Here is a 13,495-nt window from a genome sequence, read left to right on the forward strand (position 1 = left end):
ATGGCAAAATCTCAAATCTAAAATTTTTTAAAATGGCTGAACTACCAAACTCTTTAGAAGATGCGATCGCCCAAGCGCGTACAGCTACCCAAGCAGCAATCGCAGATGGCTATACTCGGCTACAGGTTGAGTTGTTGTTTCCTGAATTGAAACTGATGGAAGTAGCACAGCAATTTCTACCCACTTTTACACAATACAACGACAAACTCAAAGTTTTTTTTGCTGATGCGGGTAGTGTTGGTCTTGCCCGTCGCGACTGGACAGATGTATCATTCCAAATTACTGACATTGGCACTGGTAGAGCTGCCTCTATTGAGTCAAAAGTTCAACCAGAAGATGAAATTTTCCTGTTTATCGCTCCTGGTTCCCCAGAAGTCCCGCAATTGGAAAAAATTTGTGGGATTATAGGCGATCGCCCCTTAGTAATGTTAAATCCTTTTTTGGAAGATGCCGGTAAGATAGGAATTGGTTATGCTGCTAGGCAAACCCGGATTCGTTTTCTCAGCACAATAGAATCTTGTTACTACTTACGTCCTGTGTACGAAGATGTCGCGTTGTTCCGTTGCTACCCTGGATTGTGGGAAATTTTGGTAGAAAATAACGGAGAATACCAAAAAATCGCCGAGCTACCACAAAAACCCTCCGGCGACGACTTAGATATAATTCTTGCTAAAGGACAAGCCTCGACAGCAACAACACAAGGAGATTCTGTCGCAGCAGTACCAGGAAAAAAACCAAGTGTGTTCAGAGGTTTGCAAAGATTTATCAAAGCACTGAGAAATTAGGATAATGCAAATTTCTTAGTGTCTTAGTGTCTTGGTGAGTCCACTTGCCGTCTTGGCGGTTCCCGTCACGTTCGCGTAGCGTCCCGGAGGGAACTTGGCAAAGTGGCGAACCCGTAGACACGTAGATGCGAAGCGGCTTCCGCAGGTAGTGGCTTCTCGTAGAGTAGGGTGTTTCAAATATTCTTTTTTCACCACCAAGGCGCAAAGACACAAAGAGCAAATTGGGATTTATGCATTGACAAGTTAGACATAATGCTCTACAGAATGGACTTATTACACAGTCCGAAACTTTGTCCTGCTTGGATTTTGAATTGCTTATGTCTAATTTGCCACCACTCAATACAGATACTATTTGGGCAATTCTCAACGAAGAAATAGATGACGCTGCGGTTAATCAATTAGTATGGCACTGCTTGGGTTATCGCTACGACCCAGTGACTGCAAAGTGGGATAATCAACAAGTATCTCCCGAATGGCGAGATGAATATCCACAACCGCCCGATTTTATTGAGAGTCGTCCAGCAACAGTCAAGTTAACTCGTTCTATTCCAACACAGTACAAACAAATAGTTAAAGAAAAGTTGGGTTTTAAGGGTTATAAAATTGGGGAATTTGGCCCTCGACAAACTCGCAGAGCAACCGCTGCTAATTGGTTATTGAGTTATATGGAACAAAAAGGCTAGTACAAGAAGGCGATCGCACGCTATGTTTTTTGACTGCAAAAGCGATCGCCTTTAGTTTTGTGCTAATTTATTCATTTGTTTTATTTTTATCTCTATCCAGCTTTTCCCGAATAGCTTCTCTACAATATTCCGGTGGATTATCTTTTTCAGATAATTCATCTTTCATGCTTTTAGGAATGCGTAAAGTGAACTACCCACACTGACCTGGCGGTACAGTGTGGGCTTCCAATTTCACAGAAGATTGCCGCATCTTGGATTTGCGTCCGCGAATTGGTCTTACATCCTCTCCATTGGCGTTAGCCTCCCCCGTCCCGGAGGAGGACAGCATTCTGATACCCTCGGCTCTAATATTCATCGCTGCATTACCATCTCTATCGTGATGAGTACCGCAACTTGGGCAAGTCCAAGTTCTTACATCTAGCGGCAGCTCAGATATTTGATAATGGCAATTAGAGCAAAGCTTGGAACTGGGGAACCATCGATTTATTTCTATCAACTTCCCATCACTACGTTCTAATTTGTAGCTGAGAAAGTTGACGAAGGTTCCCCATCCAGTATCAGATACAGCCTTTGCTAGTTTGTGGTTGCGAACCATGCCCTTGACGTTTAGGTTTTCGACTACTACAACGAAGTTGTTATCAACTATCTTTTTAGATAGTTTGTGTAGGTAGTCTTGGCGGACATTGCTAACTTGTTCGTATACCCTAGCTACAATTTTTGTAGCCTTTTTGCGACGATTGCTACTTTTGTTTTTCCGTGCTGCAATACGTTGTTTTTTGGCTAACTTCTTTTCATACTTAGCTAAGTGTTTTGGGTTTGGATATTTGGAAGTCTTTTCGCCGTCGTAGGTAATTGCAAAATCCTTAATACCTAAGTCAATTCCAACAACTTTACCGTCTGCACTAGACGTTGGATATTCGCCTTCATGCTCCATCAACACAGAAGCATAGTACTTACCAGATGGACATTTAGTGACAGTGACAGTCTTAATAGTCCCGTCAAGTAAGCGATGTATTTTAGCTTTTACAACGCCTAATGTTCCAGGAAATTTCAGACTATCGTTGATTTGTCTTACCTTCTGTGGGTACTGGATTGACTGACGATGATGTCTTGACTTGAATTTAGGGTATTGCGCTCTACCTTCAAAAAAGTTTTGATATGCACGGCTAAGATTGAGACTTACAGATTGCAAAACCTGAGAATAACAATCCCCTAACCATTCAGTCTCTTTTTCTTTTTTGAGTGGCGGCAATAAAGAATTTAACCCAGATTGAGACAAGCCCTTGCCAGTTGCTTTATAGGTTTCGATGCATTTGTTCAACCCATAATTCCACCACCAACGCGCACATCCAAAGTGTTGAGCTAACACTTGAATTTGCTCATCCGTGGGGTATATCCTGACTTTTACTGCTTGTCGTCTCATCTCAACTTCTCTATTTATCGACCTATTACTATTATATACATATTCCAGTAACATTATCCCGCAAATATTTGGCGACTCCTCATACATCTTTTCCCTGTCTTCTCTGTGGGAATAATTACTCAAACAAAGATGCAATCGTCGTCGCCTACCAGAGCAATTCCGCCACTGATTCGGAGTACCGAATTCAGTGGGGGACTTACGGCGATATAGTTAAACAGCGCCGCTATTCTGATTCGCAACACCATCAAATTGCTAGTTGGCTAGATTTATCTAGTGGTCTGTCCCATTAGTTATGAGGTGTTCGTAGTGAGCGATTTATCGCTCAATTTTTAAGGACTAAAGTCCTTACTACGAACTTATACAACTCATTACTGCAACTAAATAACGGAGAGAGTGGGATTCGAACCCACGTTGAAGTTGCCCCCAAACAGCATTTCCAGTGCTGTTTGCTGATTAGCCCTACATCTTTGCTGACAAGCTTTTTGCGTGGCTATCTTTTTAGTGCTATGCATGATTCAACCAACAATTCAACCAATAACGTTATATAATTTGTGCTATAGATTCAACCAGTTGATAGTATATGGTAGCAAACAAGAGTGATTTTAAGCACTTAAGCATTATGGTCATGCGTACTCGGTCAGGTGACATGTACCAACTTCGATTAAGCAGTAAGTTTAATCGCAAAACTATCGGCTTAGGTTCCGATAAAATACAAGCCCTCAACTTAGCGTTAATGGTTGATGAAGAAATCGAAAAATGCATTATCAACAAAAAGCCGATAGAGGTAGATGTACTAAAGCAACTAGTACACGAGAAACAAGTGGCATTACAGAATAAAAGACTTGAGGGGATAAAACTGGTTGAAAAAGATGACGTTAGAGTGCTGTGGGATAAATACGTAAAATTTCACAAAAATATTGATGCATGGACGGAAACGTATTTATTGACCACGATAAAGACTGTGACTAGTCTGGTTGAGTCATGCCCTATTCAAAAATTGGAACAAAAAACAGAGCTAGTCAACTGGTTGTTTGACTCTCCAATTAGAACAGCTAAAACCAGTAAAGACAGGTTTAAATTGATAGTTGCTGCTATTGATTGGAATTCAAAACAAGGAAATATCCCTAGATATTGGGGAATTGAGTATAGAGACTTGTTGAACAGCATTAACATTAAATCAGCCAAAAAAAGTAATAATACCGAGAATGAGGAAATTGATATTTTTAGTGTTGCTGAGGTCTACAAAATAATAGAAGCGTTAAAGGAAGAAACGCACGCACGATTTAAAGGCAGTCATGCTCAATACTGGAAATATATCTATTTTTGCTGGTTGACTGGTTGTAGACCGAGTGAAGCTATCGCTTTACGATGGGAGAACATAGACTTGATAAAGAAAAAAATCAAAATATGTGAAGTACAGGTTAACGCAAGCGGAAAAATCTTAAAAAGACAAGGAACTAAAACCGTTAATTCTCGATTATTCCCAATCAATGAAGAAATAAAAAATTTACTAGAAAGTATTCCTCAAAGAACAGGGTATGTATTTAGAAATAAGCTAGGAAATCCAATAAGCCAACAAGCATTAAATGAAATATGGCGGAATCTTTTACCCAAGTTAGGGATAAAATACCGTATTCCTTACCAGTTGCGTCACACAATGATTAGCTATCATGCGAATAATGATTTCCCTATACACAAGCTTGCTGAGTTAGTAGGGAATAGCGAAACGGTCATCAAAGAACATTACCTTAAGCTAGATATTGAACGTATAAGCTTACCAGACGTGATTAAAGAGTAATCAGAAGTAATACTCACTAAGTAAATAGACCTAGAGAGTAATATTTCTAGGTCTATCTCTATATGTGTTTTTATCTTCTCTAGTTGTTGGACTATTACTCCAACAACTAGTCCAACTATCAGAAAAGATAGAGAAATATAGGAACACTAATCATCAGCTACAGTGAAATCGACATAGTAATTTTTACCTAGCTCTAACTGTTCTACCGCTTTGGGATTAGTAACATACACTTCAATTTGTCCTGACGGTGTAGCATTCCAGAAACTTTTGTTTTCCTTAGTGTCTCCAGTGACCGCACCGAATTTGGCGGTAATTCCATCTGTGCCGTCAAACTTAGTAATGCTTTGCAACTTAAATTTTGCCTTCACTTCTATCTCTCCTAATAAAAAATCCCTTCAATTGAGAAGGGAATAGGCATGAAAACTAATGTTAGATGCACCCTAGATAGACCCTACATCCTCAAACTGTCTCAATTCACTTAAGACAGAGTTCATTGTATCAAGCAATTGGTTATCTTCTGCGATATCTTGGTTACGATATTCCTCTAATAATTGCTCTGCTGATACCGCCCTTGCCGTAGAATCTTCAGCTTGTCGCTTTGCTAATTCAATTGCTTCATCGTCAGCAATATCATCAGCTAAAGCATTAGCCAACTTTTGCTCTAAATCTGCAATCTTTTGTCTGTATAAAGCAACAATTTCCAGAAAAATATCTAATTGCATTAATTAATCATCCTTCTTTTGTAGTTCTTGTAATGCTATTGTATTTTTACATATTTCACACAACATTGCATTATTCTTTAAACTTGCTTTTACACCGCGTCGTATATCTTTAGCCATGATTATGTCATGAGTTAATTTAGCAACTTGTAGAATATTAATTGTTAATGTTGATACTAAAATCCATTCCTCAATATTCATTTTTTATCATTTGCTTTATACAGCTATTTAATTATAGCTATGCAAGATTTTCTTTATTGAACTTTAAACCAGATAGCAGGTACTTGACTAGAACTAAGACCTTGCAATGATGCAATAGAAGGAAGCGACGAACTATTTAAAACAGCCCTGCGTCCAGAGTTGATAGTGTTTGCTGGCGCTGATGTTCCAATCACCGCAACATTAGCAATATTTGCTGTAAACGCTGTGAAAGTAGGACTACCAGAAGTTGGGCGTATAGCAGAAGAATACCAACCAGGATTAAGAGTAAAAGAAGATATTTTTTTAATATATCCAGTCGTATCTGTTGCCATCGTTCCAAAATCAAGTATTAAATTTTTAGGCAATCCACCAGCTATATCATAAATACCTACTAATGTAGTACTGCCAGATGTAGCAGCGGTTGTGATGTTATAAACAAATTCTGAAAAAGTCGTAGTTTTATTAATAAAAAAGTAGCTGTAATAAACGTACCCAAATGGCGCGACTACGGTATTACACCACTAGGAAGTTACGGAAAAAAAGAAGTATGGGTATCAGCTATCGCGCGATTCCCATACAAAGCTATCGACCAAATGAGGGACGGCATAGGTTTACATCATCCGGGGAAGGAAGCATACGACCGTTTAACTGAAGTGCTTGATTTAATTGGTGAACCTACTGACAGCCAGAGAGCATTACTTAAAATGTGCGATTCAGACCAGTGGTTTGACGATGAAACTTGGAGGTATTACCAAGAGAAGCTTAGAGATATAAACCGCGCTAGCGTACTTATCCGTAATGCAATTAAATTGTTGGTAGGGTAGGCGATTTATGAAAAAAGAATGCTCTACCTATACTCAATTGCGTATGTGGTACACAATCCAGTGGATGTACAAAAAGCAGCTACAAGACTGGGAACACGAAAAAATAACGAGTTATCGCGGTAGCGGTCGATAGGTAAAAATACACCCCTCTAATGATTAGAGGGGTTTTATATTGGTATGTGTTTTTATCTTCTCTAGTTGTTGGAGTAATAGTCCAACAACTAGTCCAACTATCAGAAAAGATAAAAAGATATAGAGACATATATAGGAACCGATAGTTTACACCAGCTTCTCGCTAGTAACTCTCATGGCTTCTCTCAAGTCTCCCAACAACTGAGCGACATGCTTGTATCTCTCACTGGGCAAGCCGTTTGCTGATTTTGCCCTAGACTCATTTACTCTAGACTCCCAAGATTCAAGGATTGAGTTAACCATATCTATCTCTGAAATTATTTCTTCAGCCTGCTTGCTGTACTTCTCTGGTAGCCACCTACGGTAAGTAGTAACATCGTCACCCCAATTGCTTACCCTACCACTACCCTCACGCTTGCCCCCCCAAGTACCCTTTACTTTCACCACTTCATACTCATCAGCTTCTAGGGTTGCGAGATTTTTAGCACTCTCCACACTGCTAGCTAGTAGTTGTAATAGCTTCACTTCACCTGTAGTGGGGTGCTTTAGCTCGACTAAGTATTTATTCATTTTTCTAGGTTCTGTAAGTGTTCTACCATCTTATCTTGATTATGGGACAGTATCAAGTCTTGATTGTGGGACACAGTATGTAAGCTTTGGGGACAAATCTGGAGAGAAGTTTCTGTTAGAGAAAAGCCCTATAAATTTGTAGAGTGTGCTAAACCTGCTAGAAATCGGCTAGTTAGGGTTAGTTAAAAGCATTTACAAATTACCAGTAATTGTTAGAAATTAAAGCCTATAAGCTTGCATTGATAAGCTTTTTACCGTTTTGATTAATGATTTTTATTAGATTGCCAGTTCGTAAAGGTATAGCCAGAAGACAGAGTATCCAGGCAGGACTAACCTTGAGCGGTCGGGTAGGGTCTAACCAATTCAACCAATTCAACCAATTGTTCAACCAATTCAACCACAGCCAAAAATCGATTAGTTGCTGAAATGCTTGTTTTATAAGGATTAACGGAGAGATAGGGATTTGAACCCTAGAACGCGTTACCACGTTACAGCATTTCCAGTGCTGCGCCTTCAACCACTCGGCCATCTCTCCAGAGGTCACGATTTGCAATTGTACAATATACTTCTAGAAAGTGCAATCAAATTGCTCAAAAATCTTAAATTCAAAACCAACATGTCCCGGACATATAAAATCACAGTTCACGATCGCGCCAAAAACATCAAACACACCTTAGAAGTACCTGATGATCGCTACATCCTACATAGTTGTGAAAAACAAGGGAAAGAACTACCTTTTTCTTGCCGCAATGGCGCTTGCACCACATGCGCTGTCAGGGTGCTAGAGGGAGAAATTTACCAACCAGAAGCAGTAGGACTATCCCTAGAGTTACGTCAGCAAGGGTATGCATTATTGTGTGTCAGTTACGCCCGTTCCGACTTAGAAGTAGAGACACAAGACGAAGATGAAGTTTATGAACTCCAGTTTGGGCGATATTTTGGCAAAGGAAAAGTGCGGGCTGGTTTACCGTTAGACGAGGAGTAGGGATTGGGGATTGGGGATTGGGGATTGGGGACAAAACAATTAAAAATTAAAAATTAAGAACTTGTTGATTCATGCCCATTGACAAATGACCATTGACAAATGACAAATGACAAATGAAAAAATTTGTAATTTTATCTTGCCTGTTACTATTAGTAGTTGCTTGTCAACCTCGAAGCAAATCTCTAGAGAATGCACAGGTACAAGTCAAACTTGCACAGGTGGTGAGTGGGCAAACCTTGGAAGTGCTAGGGATGGGTGATCAACCCAATTTAATTTCCCAAGTGCGCTTACTGGGTATTGATGCACCGGATTTACAACAACGTCCTTGGGGAGATGCAGCAAAAGAACGCTTGCAAGCACTAATTCAGGGAGATTCTGTAACGCTGGAGTTTGATGTGGAAGGACAAGATAAATTTGGGCGGACTCTGGCTTATGTGTGGCAAGATAAAGTTTTGTTGAATGAAGAGTTAGTCAAAGAAGGTCAGGCGTTGTTTATTGGGCGATCGCCTAACCACAAATATGACCAACGCTTAGAACGCGCCCAACAATGGGCTAGAATTATGGGATTGGGCATTTGGAACCCAGAAAAACCCATGCGTTTCACCCCTGCTGAATTTCGTCGTCAGAATCGATAAAATGGAAGTTAAGCAACTATCAAGCACTAACACCACCAATTGATAATCGCAAAATTGACAATCCTAAGATGATCAAAAACAGTACCAGCCCAATCGTACAAGCGTAGCTAATTTCTAAATTATTAAATGCTTGTTCATAGAGGTAATAGACTATTGTTTTTGAACTATTTCTTGGCCCGCCTTGAGTCATTATATATACTTCTTCAAATACTTTAGTTGCGGAAATTGCTGAGACAACACCAACTAAAGCTAGATAGGGTTTCATCAAAGGTACTGTAATATCCCAGTGTTTGCTAATGCCATCAGAACCATCTATGGCTGCGGCTTCGTAGACATCACTCGGTATTGATTGCAACCCAGCTAGATAAATTACCATGTAGTAGCCTAATCCTTTCCAGACAGTTACAGCCATGACACTGAAAAGCGCAAAACGGGGACTAGTCAACCAAGGAATTCCCTCTGGTAAAATGCCTTTGAGTAACTGGTTAAGCAAGCCATTTTCGGCATATAACCATCGCCAAGCAATTCCTGCTACTACCATGGAAATTACCACGGGGGTATAATAAGCAGCCCTAAACCAATGCATTCCTTGCAATTTTTGATTCACTAAAATTGCCAGTCCTAAAGGAGCAATTACCAAAATCGGCACTACAACCACAAGATACAGCAGAGTATTCACCAGGGTTTGCCAAAAAACAGGATCAACCCATAAGCGGCGGAAATTAGCAAAACCAATCCACGTAGGTGTTTGAGTTAAATCGTATTCGTAACGGGTAAAGCTGAGGTAAAAAGCTTGTAGCGCCGGCCAAAAGACAGTGAGTACTAAAATTACCAAAGCAGGTAGTAAAAATACATAAGGTGTCAGTCGCTGATTGATAAAAATCCAATTTTTTGATGTCAATTTATCCATGGTGGCACTTGATATTCGTGCTGTTGACAGATGAGTGAACAGTCTTTGCTCACGCAATATAGGGAAGCAAACTCATATTACACGAAGGATCAAGGCTGATTCATGATTGTGAATCAACACCAAAAAGGTTGGGAAGTTATTTATCATCGCGCCCATGCTTTGCTGGCGGCTGAAATTGCGGCACAATGGAATGTGAAAGAACGTCCTATGCGTTGGCTAGAGACAATTGCAGCAATTTCCCATCATGATGATTTGGAAAAAGAATGGGAAGGAAAACACATTACAGATGCTGGTGCGCCCCTAGATTTTACTTTGATTAAAGATACTAAAGCGAGTGATGTGGCAAGTTTACGGGAATTAGCAAACAATGCTCGCTATCGAGGACATCTGTACGGGAAATATTATTACTCCCCACACTCCCCACACTCCCCACACCCCTATACCCTCTTTCAAGTCAACTGATAAAATTAACTGGAGCTTATTGGATAAAATCGGTGCTAGCAGCCTTACTGTACGGTAAAGAAAATTTGCGTTTAGAAACAGTTCCCGATCCTACTCCTCGAAAAGGAGAGGTGGTGATCCAAGTGGGAGCGGCAACAACTTGTGGTACAGATTTAAAAGTGTGGCGTCGTGGCGGTCATGCGAAGATGCTCAAACCTCCTACTCTTTTTGGTCATGAGGCTGCTGGACAAATCGTGGCTATCGGTGAAGGTGTCACGGGTTGGCAAATAGGCGATCGCGTGGTTGCTAATAATTCGGCTCCCTGCATGAATTGCTTTTTTTGTCAACGTCAAGAATATTCTTTGTGTCCAAATTTAACATGGAATAATGGTACTTTTGCCGAATATCTGAAAATTCCTGCCCCGATTGTACAGCATAATTTATTGTCAATTCCTGAAGATTTACCTGATGAATTGGCAGCCATGACAGAACCTTTGGCTTGCGTACTGCATGGAACCGCTCGTTCCAACGTCAAGCATGGAGATAAAGTAGTAGTCTTGGGAGATGGCGCCATTGGGTTGATGTTTGTAGCCAAGTTGGCTCATGATTTGGAAGTAGAAGTACTGCTATTCGGTGGTAATGACGATCGGCTAGAAATTGGTAAAAAACTCGGTGCAGCCCAGACGTTTAATTATCGGCAATTACCAAACATACCTACTGTAGTCAAAGAATTTACCGATGGCTGGGGTGCAGATGTAGTTATTGAAGCGACTGGTTTACCTAGTGTTTGGGAAACAGCGATCGCCTGCGCCCGTCCTGGTGCAACGGTGAATTTATTCGGCGGTTGTCCACGAGATACGACAATTACCGTCAACACTGAGCAACTCCACTACAGTGAACTTACGCTCAAAGGAGTATTTCATAATACCCCTGAGTTTGTCAGAGCGGCTTTATCACTGATTGCTAGTCGTAGAATTCCCTTCGAGTTATTAATTAGCGAACAGCGTCCTTTACAAGATTTAGAAACGGTATTTTGTGATATGCGATCGCGCAAAGTGATCAAAGTTGCCATGATTCCGTAGTTGTACTTATAAATAAATCAAGGCAGTAGGGGAAAACTAAAATTAGCCTTTTTAATCAAGTAGGTTGGTATAAACAAATGCTAAAAAACCCCCTGCTGAAAGTTTTGATATTGCCTTTTTCTCTAGTTCCCTATATCTGCGGGGGAACATTTTTTGCTGACCAAGCCAAAGCTTTACCAGGACAATCGACAGAAGAAGTTGGCGCTTGGATACAAGCACACCCAACGCTGCGTCCCAATAGTAACGAGCAATTTTTTATACAGAAAAGCGATACAGCAGCCCAACGATTCACTTTTCAAGCATCGGTGTTTGCTCCTGGTAAAGTAGAGTTTATTCAAGACCGCAGTCACATTCGGAGCGAAAGGCTGAGTATGTATGATGCCATTAATGGCATGAGTTTTGAGCGCTTGCAAGAATCTTTACGAGTAGTATATGGCGTGGATATTTACCAAGATTTTAAACGCGCTCAAGTAGTGTATGAATATCCAACTCAAAGTACAGTTAATTCCGCGCGTTTTGCCAAAACTCCCATCCGGGAAGCCTTGCGGGGAGAATTACGTCTAGGTGGGAGCTACGCATATTGGATAGAAATTGCCCAACCCAAGAACGGAAAAGCTTTCACTGGTCAAATGACTGTTTTGCTCAAATCCGACTTGGATAAACTAAAAGCGCAATTGCAAAAAAGATAGTTTTTGGTCATTGGGCATTAATCAGTTATCAGTTATCAGTTATCAAATTAAACTGTTAACTGTTAACTGAGAAGTTATCCCCCTTCTCTCCCCCCGATCCCCGATCCCCGTTACCCCTTATCCCCAGAGGGGACCCCACCTGCCCCTTATCCCCAAAGGGGACCCCTACCTTCCCCGATCCCCAACTAATGTAAATTTTGCCAGTTACCGGAAAAGATACTTTCAGTGGCGATCGCGATTCTCAATAAGTCTTCTTTCAGCAGAGGAGGCCAGTCAACCCCTGCTTTGCGTCCTGCTGCAAACAGCATTTGAGTTTTGATAGTTAGTTCATATAAGGCGTAGGCGAGTTCTCGTTCAATAGTAGTAGCTTCTTTAAGACCTTCAAATACCACTTTCAACGCCAGCAAAGTAGAGGTAATCTGACCGGGAACTGGTGGTTTTCCCTGTTGCAAGCGGCTGAGTAGCGCATCTGGGTTATCTTCAGAAGTGATTGTTTGATCTATGAGGAATTTGCAAGCAGTTTCGTAGTTCATACCATTTCCGAGTCACCACATCAGTCTTACCTACGGCTATTTAAACATTTTTTTACTTTTAACAATACATACATATAGCTGTAGAAGCTAGTATTTATACTATGAGCGATCGCCCATTACTGTGAGCATAAGCTGTAGCCTAGCTTTGTAAACCTCAGTAATCAATCCACTGTAACGATTTGTGATACCTGTTTTTCCAGATATACACAGAATTGTTAGACTGTCTCATAATCAATGCTTACCCAACAGAATGTTAGTATTTGAAAAAATGACCAATAATTCCTTGATGGTACAGAGCAAACAGATCTATCTGTGGAATAAATCTAAAATCCAAAATCTAAAATCCTGTTAGAGGATGACCAACCAAAGAGGTATCGAGTCATGACTATGGTGAAGCAGCAAGCTGAATCCAAACGCAAAGTACTTCTATATCCTGGTGAAGATAATTATTTTGTCGTTGAAGTACCCAGTTTGCCAGGATGCATTAGCCAGGGAAAAACTCGTGAGGAGGCTCTTGCCAATATTGAAGAGGCAATCACTCTTTACATCGAAGTTTTACAAGACCGAGGTGAACCTATTCCAAATGATACGGTTGAGATTGTTCTGGTATGAGCTTTGGCAGCAGCAGCCCCGCGCTCAATTGCGTTGCATGAGCGTCGGGAAGAATGCGTGCAAGTTGACGACACTTCCCTGACCAATGCCGGAGGCGAGGGAAGGGGAGATGGAGGAAACGAGCAAATCTCCCGTGCTACTAGACGGGTGCGTTTTGATTTTCAATGTACTGACGCAGTACCGAGACAGTAACCCCGCCACAGGAGGCGATGAAATACGATTCATTCCAAAGCACATCTTTCCAATAGATGCTGTTGATGTGGTCTGCAAATTCGCTTCGGATTCGACGACTAGACACTGATTTAATGTTATTGACGAATTTAGATAAGTCCATTTGTGGGTAATACTGAAACAGTAAGTGAATATGGTCTTCTTCCCCATTGAACTCAATCAGTTTACAATCCCATTTTTGACAAAGGTCAGACAGAATTTCGTGTAACCGTTTCAGCATCTCGTCTGTGAAAGCTTTACGT

The 13,495-nt window shown here is 40.8% G+C and carries 18 protein-coding genes, 2 tRNA genes and 1 pseudogene; 10 read left to right on the forward strand and 11 right to left on the reverse strand.

All coding sequences use genetic code 11. The features are described 5' to 3' along the window. The first annotated feature begins 32 nt into the window (after window positions 1–32). Window positions 33–785 (forward strand): DUF1995 family protein, encoded by a 753-nt coding sequence (locus ACE1AT_RS11415; protein ID WP_374868306.1) that lies wholly within the window; start codon window positions 33–35, stop codon window positions 783–785. Between the two features lie 317 nt (window positions 786–1,102). Then, complete coding sequence (locus ACE1AT_RS11420) at window positions 1,103–1,468, forward strand: DUF1823 family protein (RefSeq protein WP_374868308.1); 366 nt, start codon at window positions 1,103–1,105, stop codon at window positions 1,466–1,468. A gap of 190 nt (window positions 1,469–1,658) precedes the next feature. Here ACE1AT_RS11420 and ACE1AT_RS11425 read toward each other — a convergent pair whose 3' ends face one another. Continuing rightward, complete coding sequence (locus ACE1AT_RS11425; protein ID WP_374868310.1) at window positions 1,659–2,891, reverse strand: RNA-guided endonuclease InsQ/TnpB family protein; 1,233 nt, start codon at window positions 2,889–2,891, stop codon at window positions 1,659–1,661. A gap of 388 nt (window positions 2,892–3,279) precedes the next feature. Then, a tRNA-OTHER gene (locus ACE1AT_RS11430) sits at window positions 3,280–3,360 on the reverse strand. A 177-nt stretch (window positions 3,361–3,537) separates the two neighbouring features. Between ACE1AT_RS11430 and ACE1AT_RS11435 the strand changes: the two genes are divergently transcribed. Continuing rightward, a complete protein-coding gene (locus tag ACE1AT_RS11435) occupies window positions 3,538–4,689 on the forward strand; it encodes a tyrosine-type recombinase/integrase (protein ID WP_374868312.1) in 1,152 nt (383 codons plus the stop codon). A 146-nt stretch (window positions 4,690–4,835) separates the two neighbouring features. On the opposite strand, the gene ACE1AT_RS11440 is transcribed toward ACE1AT_RS11435, so the two are convergent. The 4 genes from ACE1AT_RS11440 to ACE1AT_RS11455 all read right to left on the reverse strand — a co-directional run bounded on the left by ACE1AT_RS11440 (window position 4,836) and on the right by ACE1AT_RS11455 (window position 5,941). After that, window positions 4,836–5,057 (reverse strand): hypothetical protein, encoded by a 222-nt coding sequence (locus ACE1AT_RS11440; RefSeq protein ID WP_374868314.1) that lies wholly within the window; start codon window positions 5,055–5,057, stop codon window positions 4,836–4,838. Between the two features lie 72 nt (window positions 5,058–5,129). Beyond that, window positions 5,130–5,411, reverse strand: a complete 282-nt coding sequence (locus ACE1AT_RS11445) for a hypothetical protein (protein WP_374868316.1) — start codon at window positions 5,409–5,411, stop codon at window positions 5,130–5,132. A gap of 3 nt (window positions 5,412–5,414) precedes the next feature. Further along, window positions 5,415–5,609, reverse strand: a complete 195-nt coding sequence (locus ACE1AT_RS11450; protein ID WP_374868318.1) for a hypothetical protein — start codon at window positions 5,607–5,609, stop codon at window positions 5,415–5,417. 53 nt (window positions 5,610–5,662) lie between these two features. Then, a complete protein-coding gene (locus ACE1AT_RS11455; protein ID WP_374868320.1) occupies window positions 5,663–5,941 on the reverse strand; it encodes a hypothetical protein in 279 nt (92 codons plus the stop codon). Between the two features lie 261 nt (window positions 5,942–6,202). Between ACE1AT_RS11455 and ACE1AT_RS11460 the strand changes: the two genes are divergently transcribed. Then, window positions 6,203–6,433 carry a hypothetical protein gene (locus tag ACE1AT_RS11460; RefSeq protein WP_374868322.1) on the forward strand — a complete coding sequence of 77 codons (231 nt, stop codon included), beginning with the start codon at window positions 6,203–6,205 and terminating at the stop codon, window positions 6,431–6,433. Window positions 6,434–6,712: 279 nt separating this feature from the next. Here the strand turns inward: ACE1AT_RS11460 and ACE1AT_RS11465 are convergent, their stop codons facing one another. After that, the gene (locus tag ACE1AT_RS11465; protein WP_374868324.1) at window positions 6,713–7,135 is read right to left on the reverse strand and encodes a hypothetical protein; all 423 of its coding nucleotides are present in this window, start codon (window positions 7,133–7,135) and stop codon (window positions 6,713–6,715) included. Window positions 7,136–7,583: 448 nt separating this feature from the next. Next, a tRNA-Ser gene (locus tag ACE1AT_RS11470) sits at window positions 7,584–7,670 on the reverse strand. Between the two features lie 81 nt (window positions 7,671–7,751). On the opposite strand from ACE1AT_RS11470, the gene ACE1AT_RS11475 reads away from it, so the two are divergent. Then, window positions 7,752–8,120 carry a 2Fe-2S iron-sulfur cluster-binding protein gene (locus tag ACE1AT_RS11475; protein ID WP_017309933.1) on the forward strand — a complete coding sequence of 123 codons (369 nt, stop codon included), beginning with the start codon at window positions 7,752–7,754 and terminating at the stop codon, window positions 8,118–8,120. A 113-nt stretch (window positions 8,121–8,233) separates the two neighbouring features. Further along, window positions 8,234–8,755: a thermonuclease family protein gene (locus tag ACE1AT_RS11480; protein ID WP_374868326.1), complete on the forward strand. Its 522-nt coding sequence runs from the start codon at window positions 8,234–8,236 to the stop codon at window positions 8,753–8,755. 19 nt (window positions 8,756–8,774) lie between these two features. Here the strand turns inward: ACE1AT_RS11480 and ACE1AT_RS11485 are convergent, their stop codons facing one another. After that, window positions 8,775–9,665 carry a carbohydrate ABC transporter permease gene (locus tag ACE1AT_RS11485; RefSeq protein ID WP_374868328.1) on the reverse strand — a complete coding sequence of 297 codons (891 nt, stop codon included), beginning with the start codon at window positions 9,663–9,665 and terminating at the stop codon, window positions 8,775–8,777. Window positions 9,666–9,767: 102 nt separating this feature from the next. On the opposite strand from ACE1AT_RS11485, the pseudogene ACE1AT_RS11490 reads away from it, so the two are divergent. From ACE1AT_RS11490 to ACE1AT_RS11500, 3 genes and pseudogenes are all read left to right on the forward strand, one after another. Further along, window positions 9,768–10,049: pseudogene (locus ACE1AT_RS11490) on the forward strand (DUF3891 family protein); the annotation flags it as partial. Between the two features lie 110 nt (window positions 10,050–10,159). Further along, window positions 10,160–11,188 (forward strand): zinc-binding dehydrogenase, encoded by a 1,029-nt coding sequence (locus ACE1AT_RS11495; RefSeq protein WP_374868330.1) that lies wholly within the window; start codon window positions 10,160–10,162, stop codon window positions 11,186–11,188. A gap of 77 nt (window positions 11,189–11,265) precedes the next feature. Further along, on the forward strand, window positions 11,266–11,877 hold the full coding sequence (locus ACE1AT_RS11500) for a hypothetical protein (protein ID WP_374868332.1): 612 nt from the start codon (window positions 11,266–11,268) through the stop codon (window positions 11,875–11,877). 185 nt (window positions 11,878–12,062) lie between these two features. On the opposite strand, the gene ACE1AT_RS11505 is transcribed toward ACE1AT_RS11500, so the two are convergent. Next, window positions 12,063–12,410 carry a Dethiobiotin synthetase gene (locus tag ACE1AT_RS11505; protein ID WP_374868334.1) on the reverse strand — a complete coding sequence of 116 codons (348 nt, stop codon included), beginning with the start codon at window positions 12,408–12,410 and terminating at the stop codon, window positions 12,063–12,065. A gap of 381 nt (window positions 12,411–12,791) precedes the next feature. On the opposite strand from ACE1AT_RS11505, the gene ACE1AT_RS11510 reads away from it, so the two are divergent. After that, window positions 12,792–13,022: a type II toxin-antitoxin system HicB family antitoxin gene (locus ACE1AT_RS11510; protein WP_374868336.1), complete on the forward strand. Its 231-nt coding sequence runs from the start codon at window positions 12,792–12,794 to the stop codon at window positions 13,020–13,022. A gap of 139 nt (window positions 13,023–13,161) precedes the next feature. On the opposite strand, the gene tnpA is transcribed toward ACE1AT_RS11510, so the two are convergent. Further along, window positions 13,162–13,495, reverse strand: a 334-nt coding sequence (gene tnpA, locus ACE1AT_RS11515; RefSeq protein WP_374868338.1) for an IS200/IS605 family transposase, incomplete at its 5' end; no start/stop codon positions are given.

This window comes from Pelatocladus sp. BLCC-F211, from assembly GCF_041928655.1.
Lineage (GTDB): Bacteria > Cyanobacteriota > Cyanobacteriia > Cyanobacteriales > Nostocaceae > Pelatocladus.

Coding starts and splice junctions, on each gene's coding strand:
- ACE1AT_RS11415 (WP_374868306.1), top strand. CDS start 33: ATGGCTGAACTACCAAACTCTTTAGAAGATGCGATCGCCCAAGCGCGT.
- ACE1AT_RS11420 (WP_374868308.1), top strand. CDS start 1,103: ATGTCTAATTTGCCACCACTCAATACAGATACTATTTGGGCAATTCTC.
- ACE1AT_RS11425 (WP_374868310.1), bottom strand. CDS start 2,891: ATGAGACGACAAGCAGTAAAAGTCAGGATATACCCCACGGATGAGCAA.
- ACE1AT_RS11435 (WP_374868312.1), top strand. CDS start 3,538: ATGTACCAACTTCGATTAAGCAGTAAGTTTAATCGCAAAACTATCGGC.
- ACE1AT_RS11445 (WP_374868316.1), bottom strand. CDS start 5,411: ATGCAATTAGATATTTTTCTGGAAATTGTTGCTTTATACAGACAAAAG.
- ACE1AT_RS11450 (WP_374868318.1), bottom strand. CDS start 5,609: ATGAATATTGAGGAATGGATTTTAGTATCAACATTAACAATTAATATT.
- ACE1AT_RS11455 (WP_374868320.1), bottom strand. CDS start 5,941: ATGGCAACAGATACGACTGGATATATTAAAAAAATATCTTCTTTTACT.
- ACE1AT_RS11460 (WP_374868322.1), top strand. CDS start 6,203: ATGAGGGACGGCATAGGTTTACATCATCCGGGGAAGGAAGCATACGAC.
- ACE1AT_RS11465 (WP_374868324.1), bottom strand. CDS start 7,135: ATGAATAAATACTTAGTCGAGCTAAAGCACCCCACTACAGGTGAAGTG.
- ACE1AT_RS11475 (WP_017309933.1), top strand. CDS start 7,752: ATGTCCCGGACATATAAAATCACAGTTCACGATCGCGCCAAAAACATC.
- ACE1AT_RS11480 (WP_374868326.1), top strand. CDS start 8,234: ATGAAAAAATTTGTAATTTTATCTTGCCTGTTACTATTAGTAGTTGCT.
- ACE1AT_RS11485 (WP_374868328.1), bottom strand. CDS start 9,665: ATGGATAAATTGACATCAAAAAATTGGATTTTTATCAATCAGCGACTG.
- ACE1AT_RS11500 (WP_374868332.1), top strand. CDS start 11,266: ATGCTAAAAAACCCCCTGCTGAAAGTTTTGATATTGCCTTTTTCTCTA.
- ACE1AT_RS11505 (WP_374868334.1), bottom strand. CDS start 12,410: ATGAACTACGAAACTGCTTGCAAATTCCTCATAGATCAAACAATCACT.
- ACE1AT_RS11510 (WP_374868336.1), top strand. CDS start 12,792: ATGACTATGGTGAAGCAGCAAGCTGAATCCAAACGCAAAGTACTTCTA.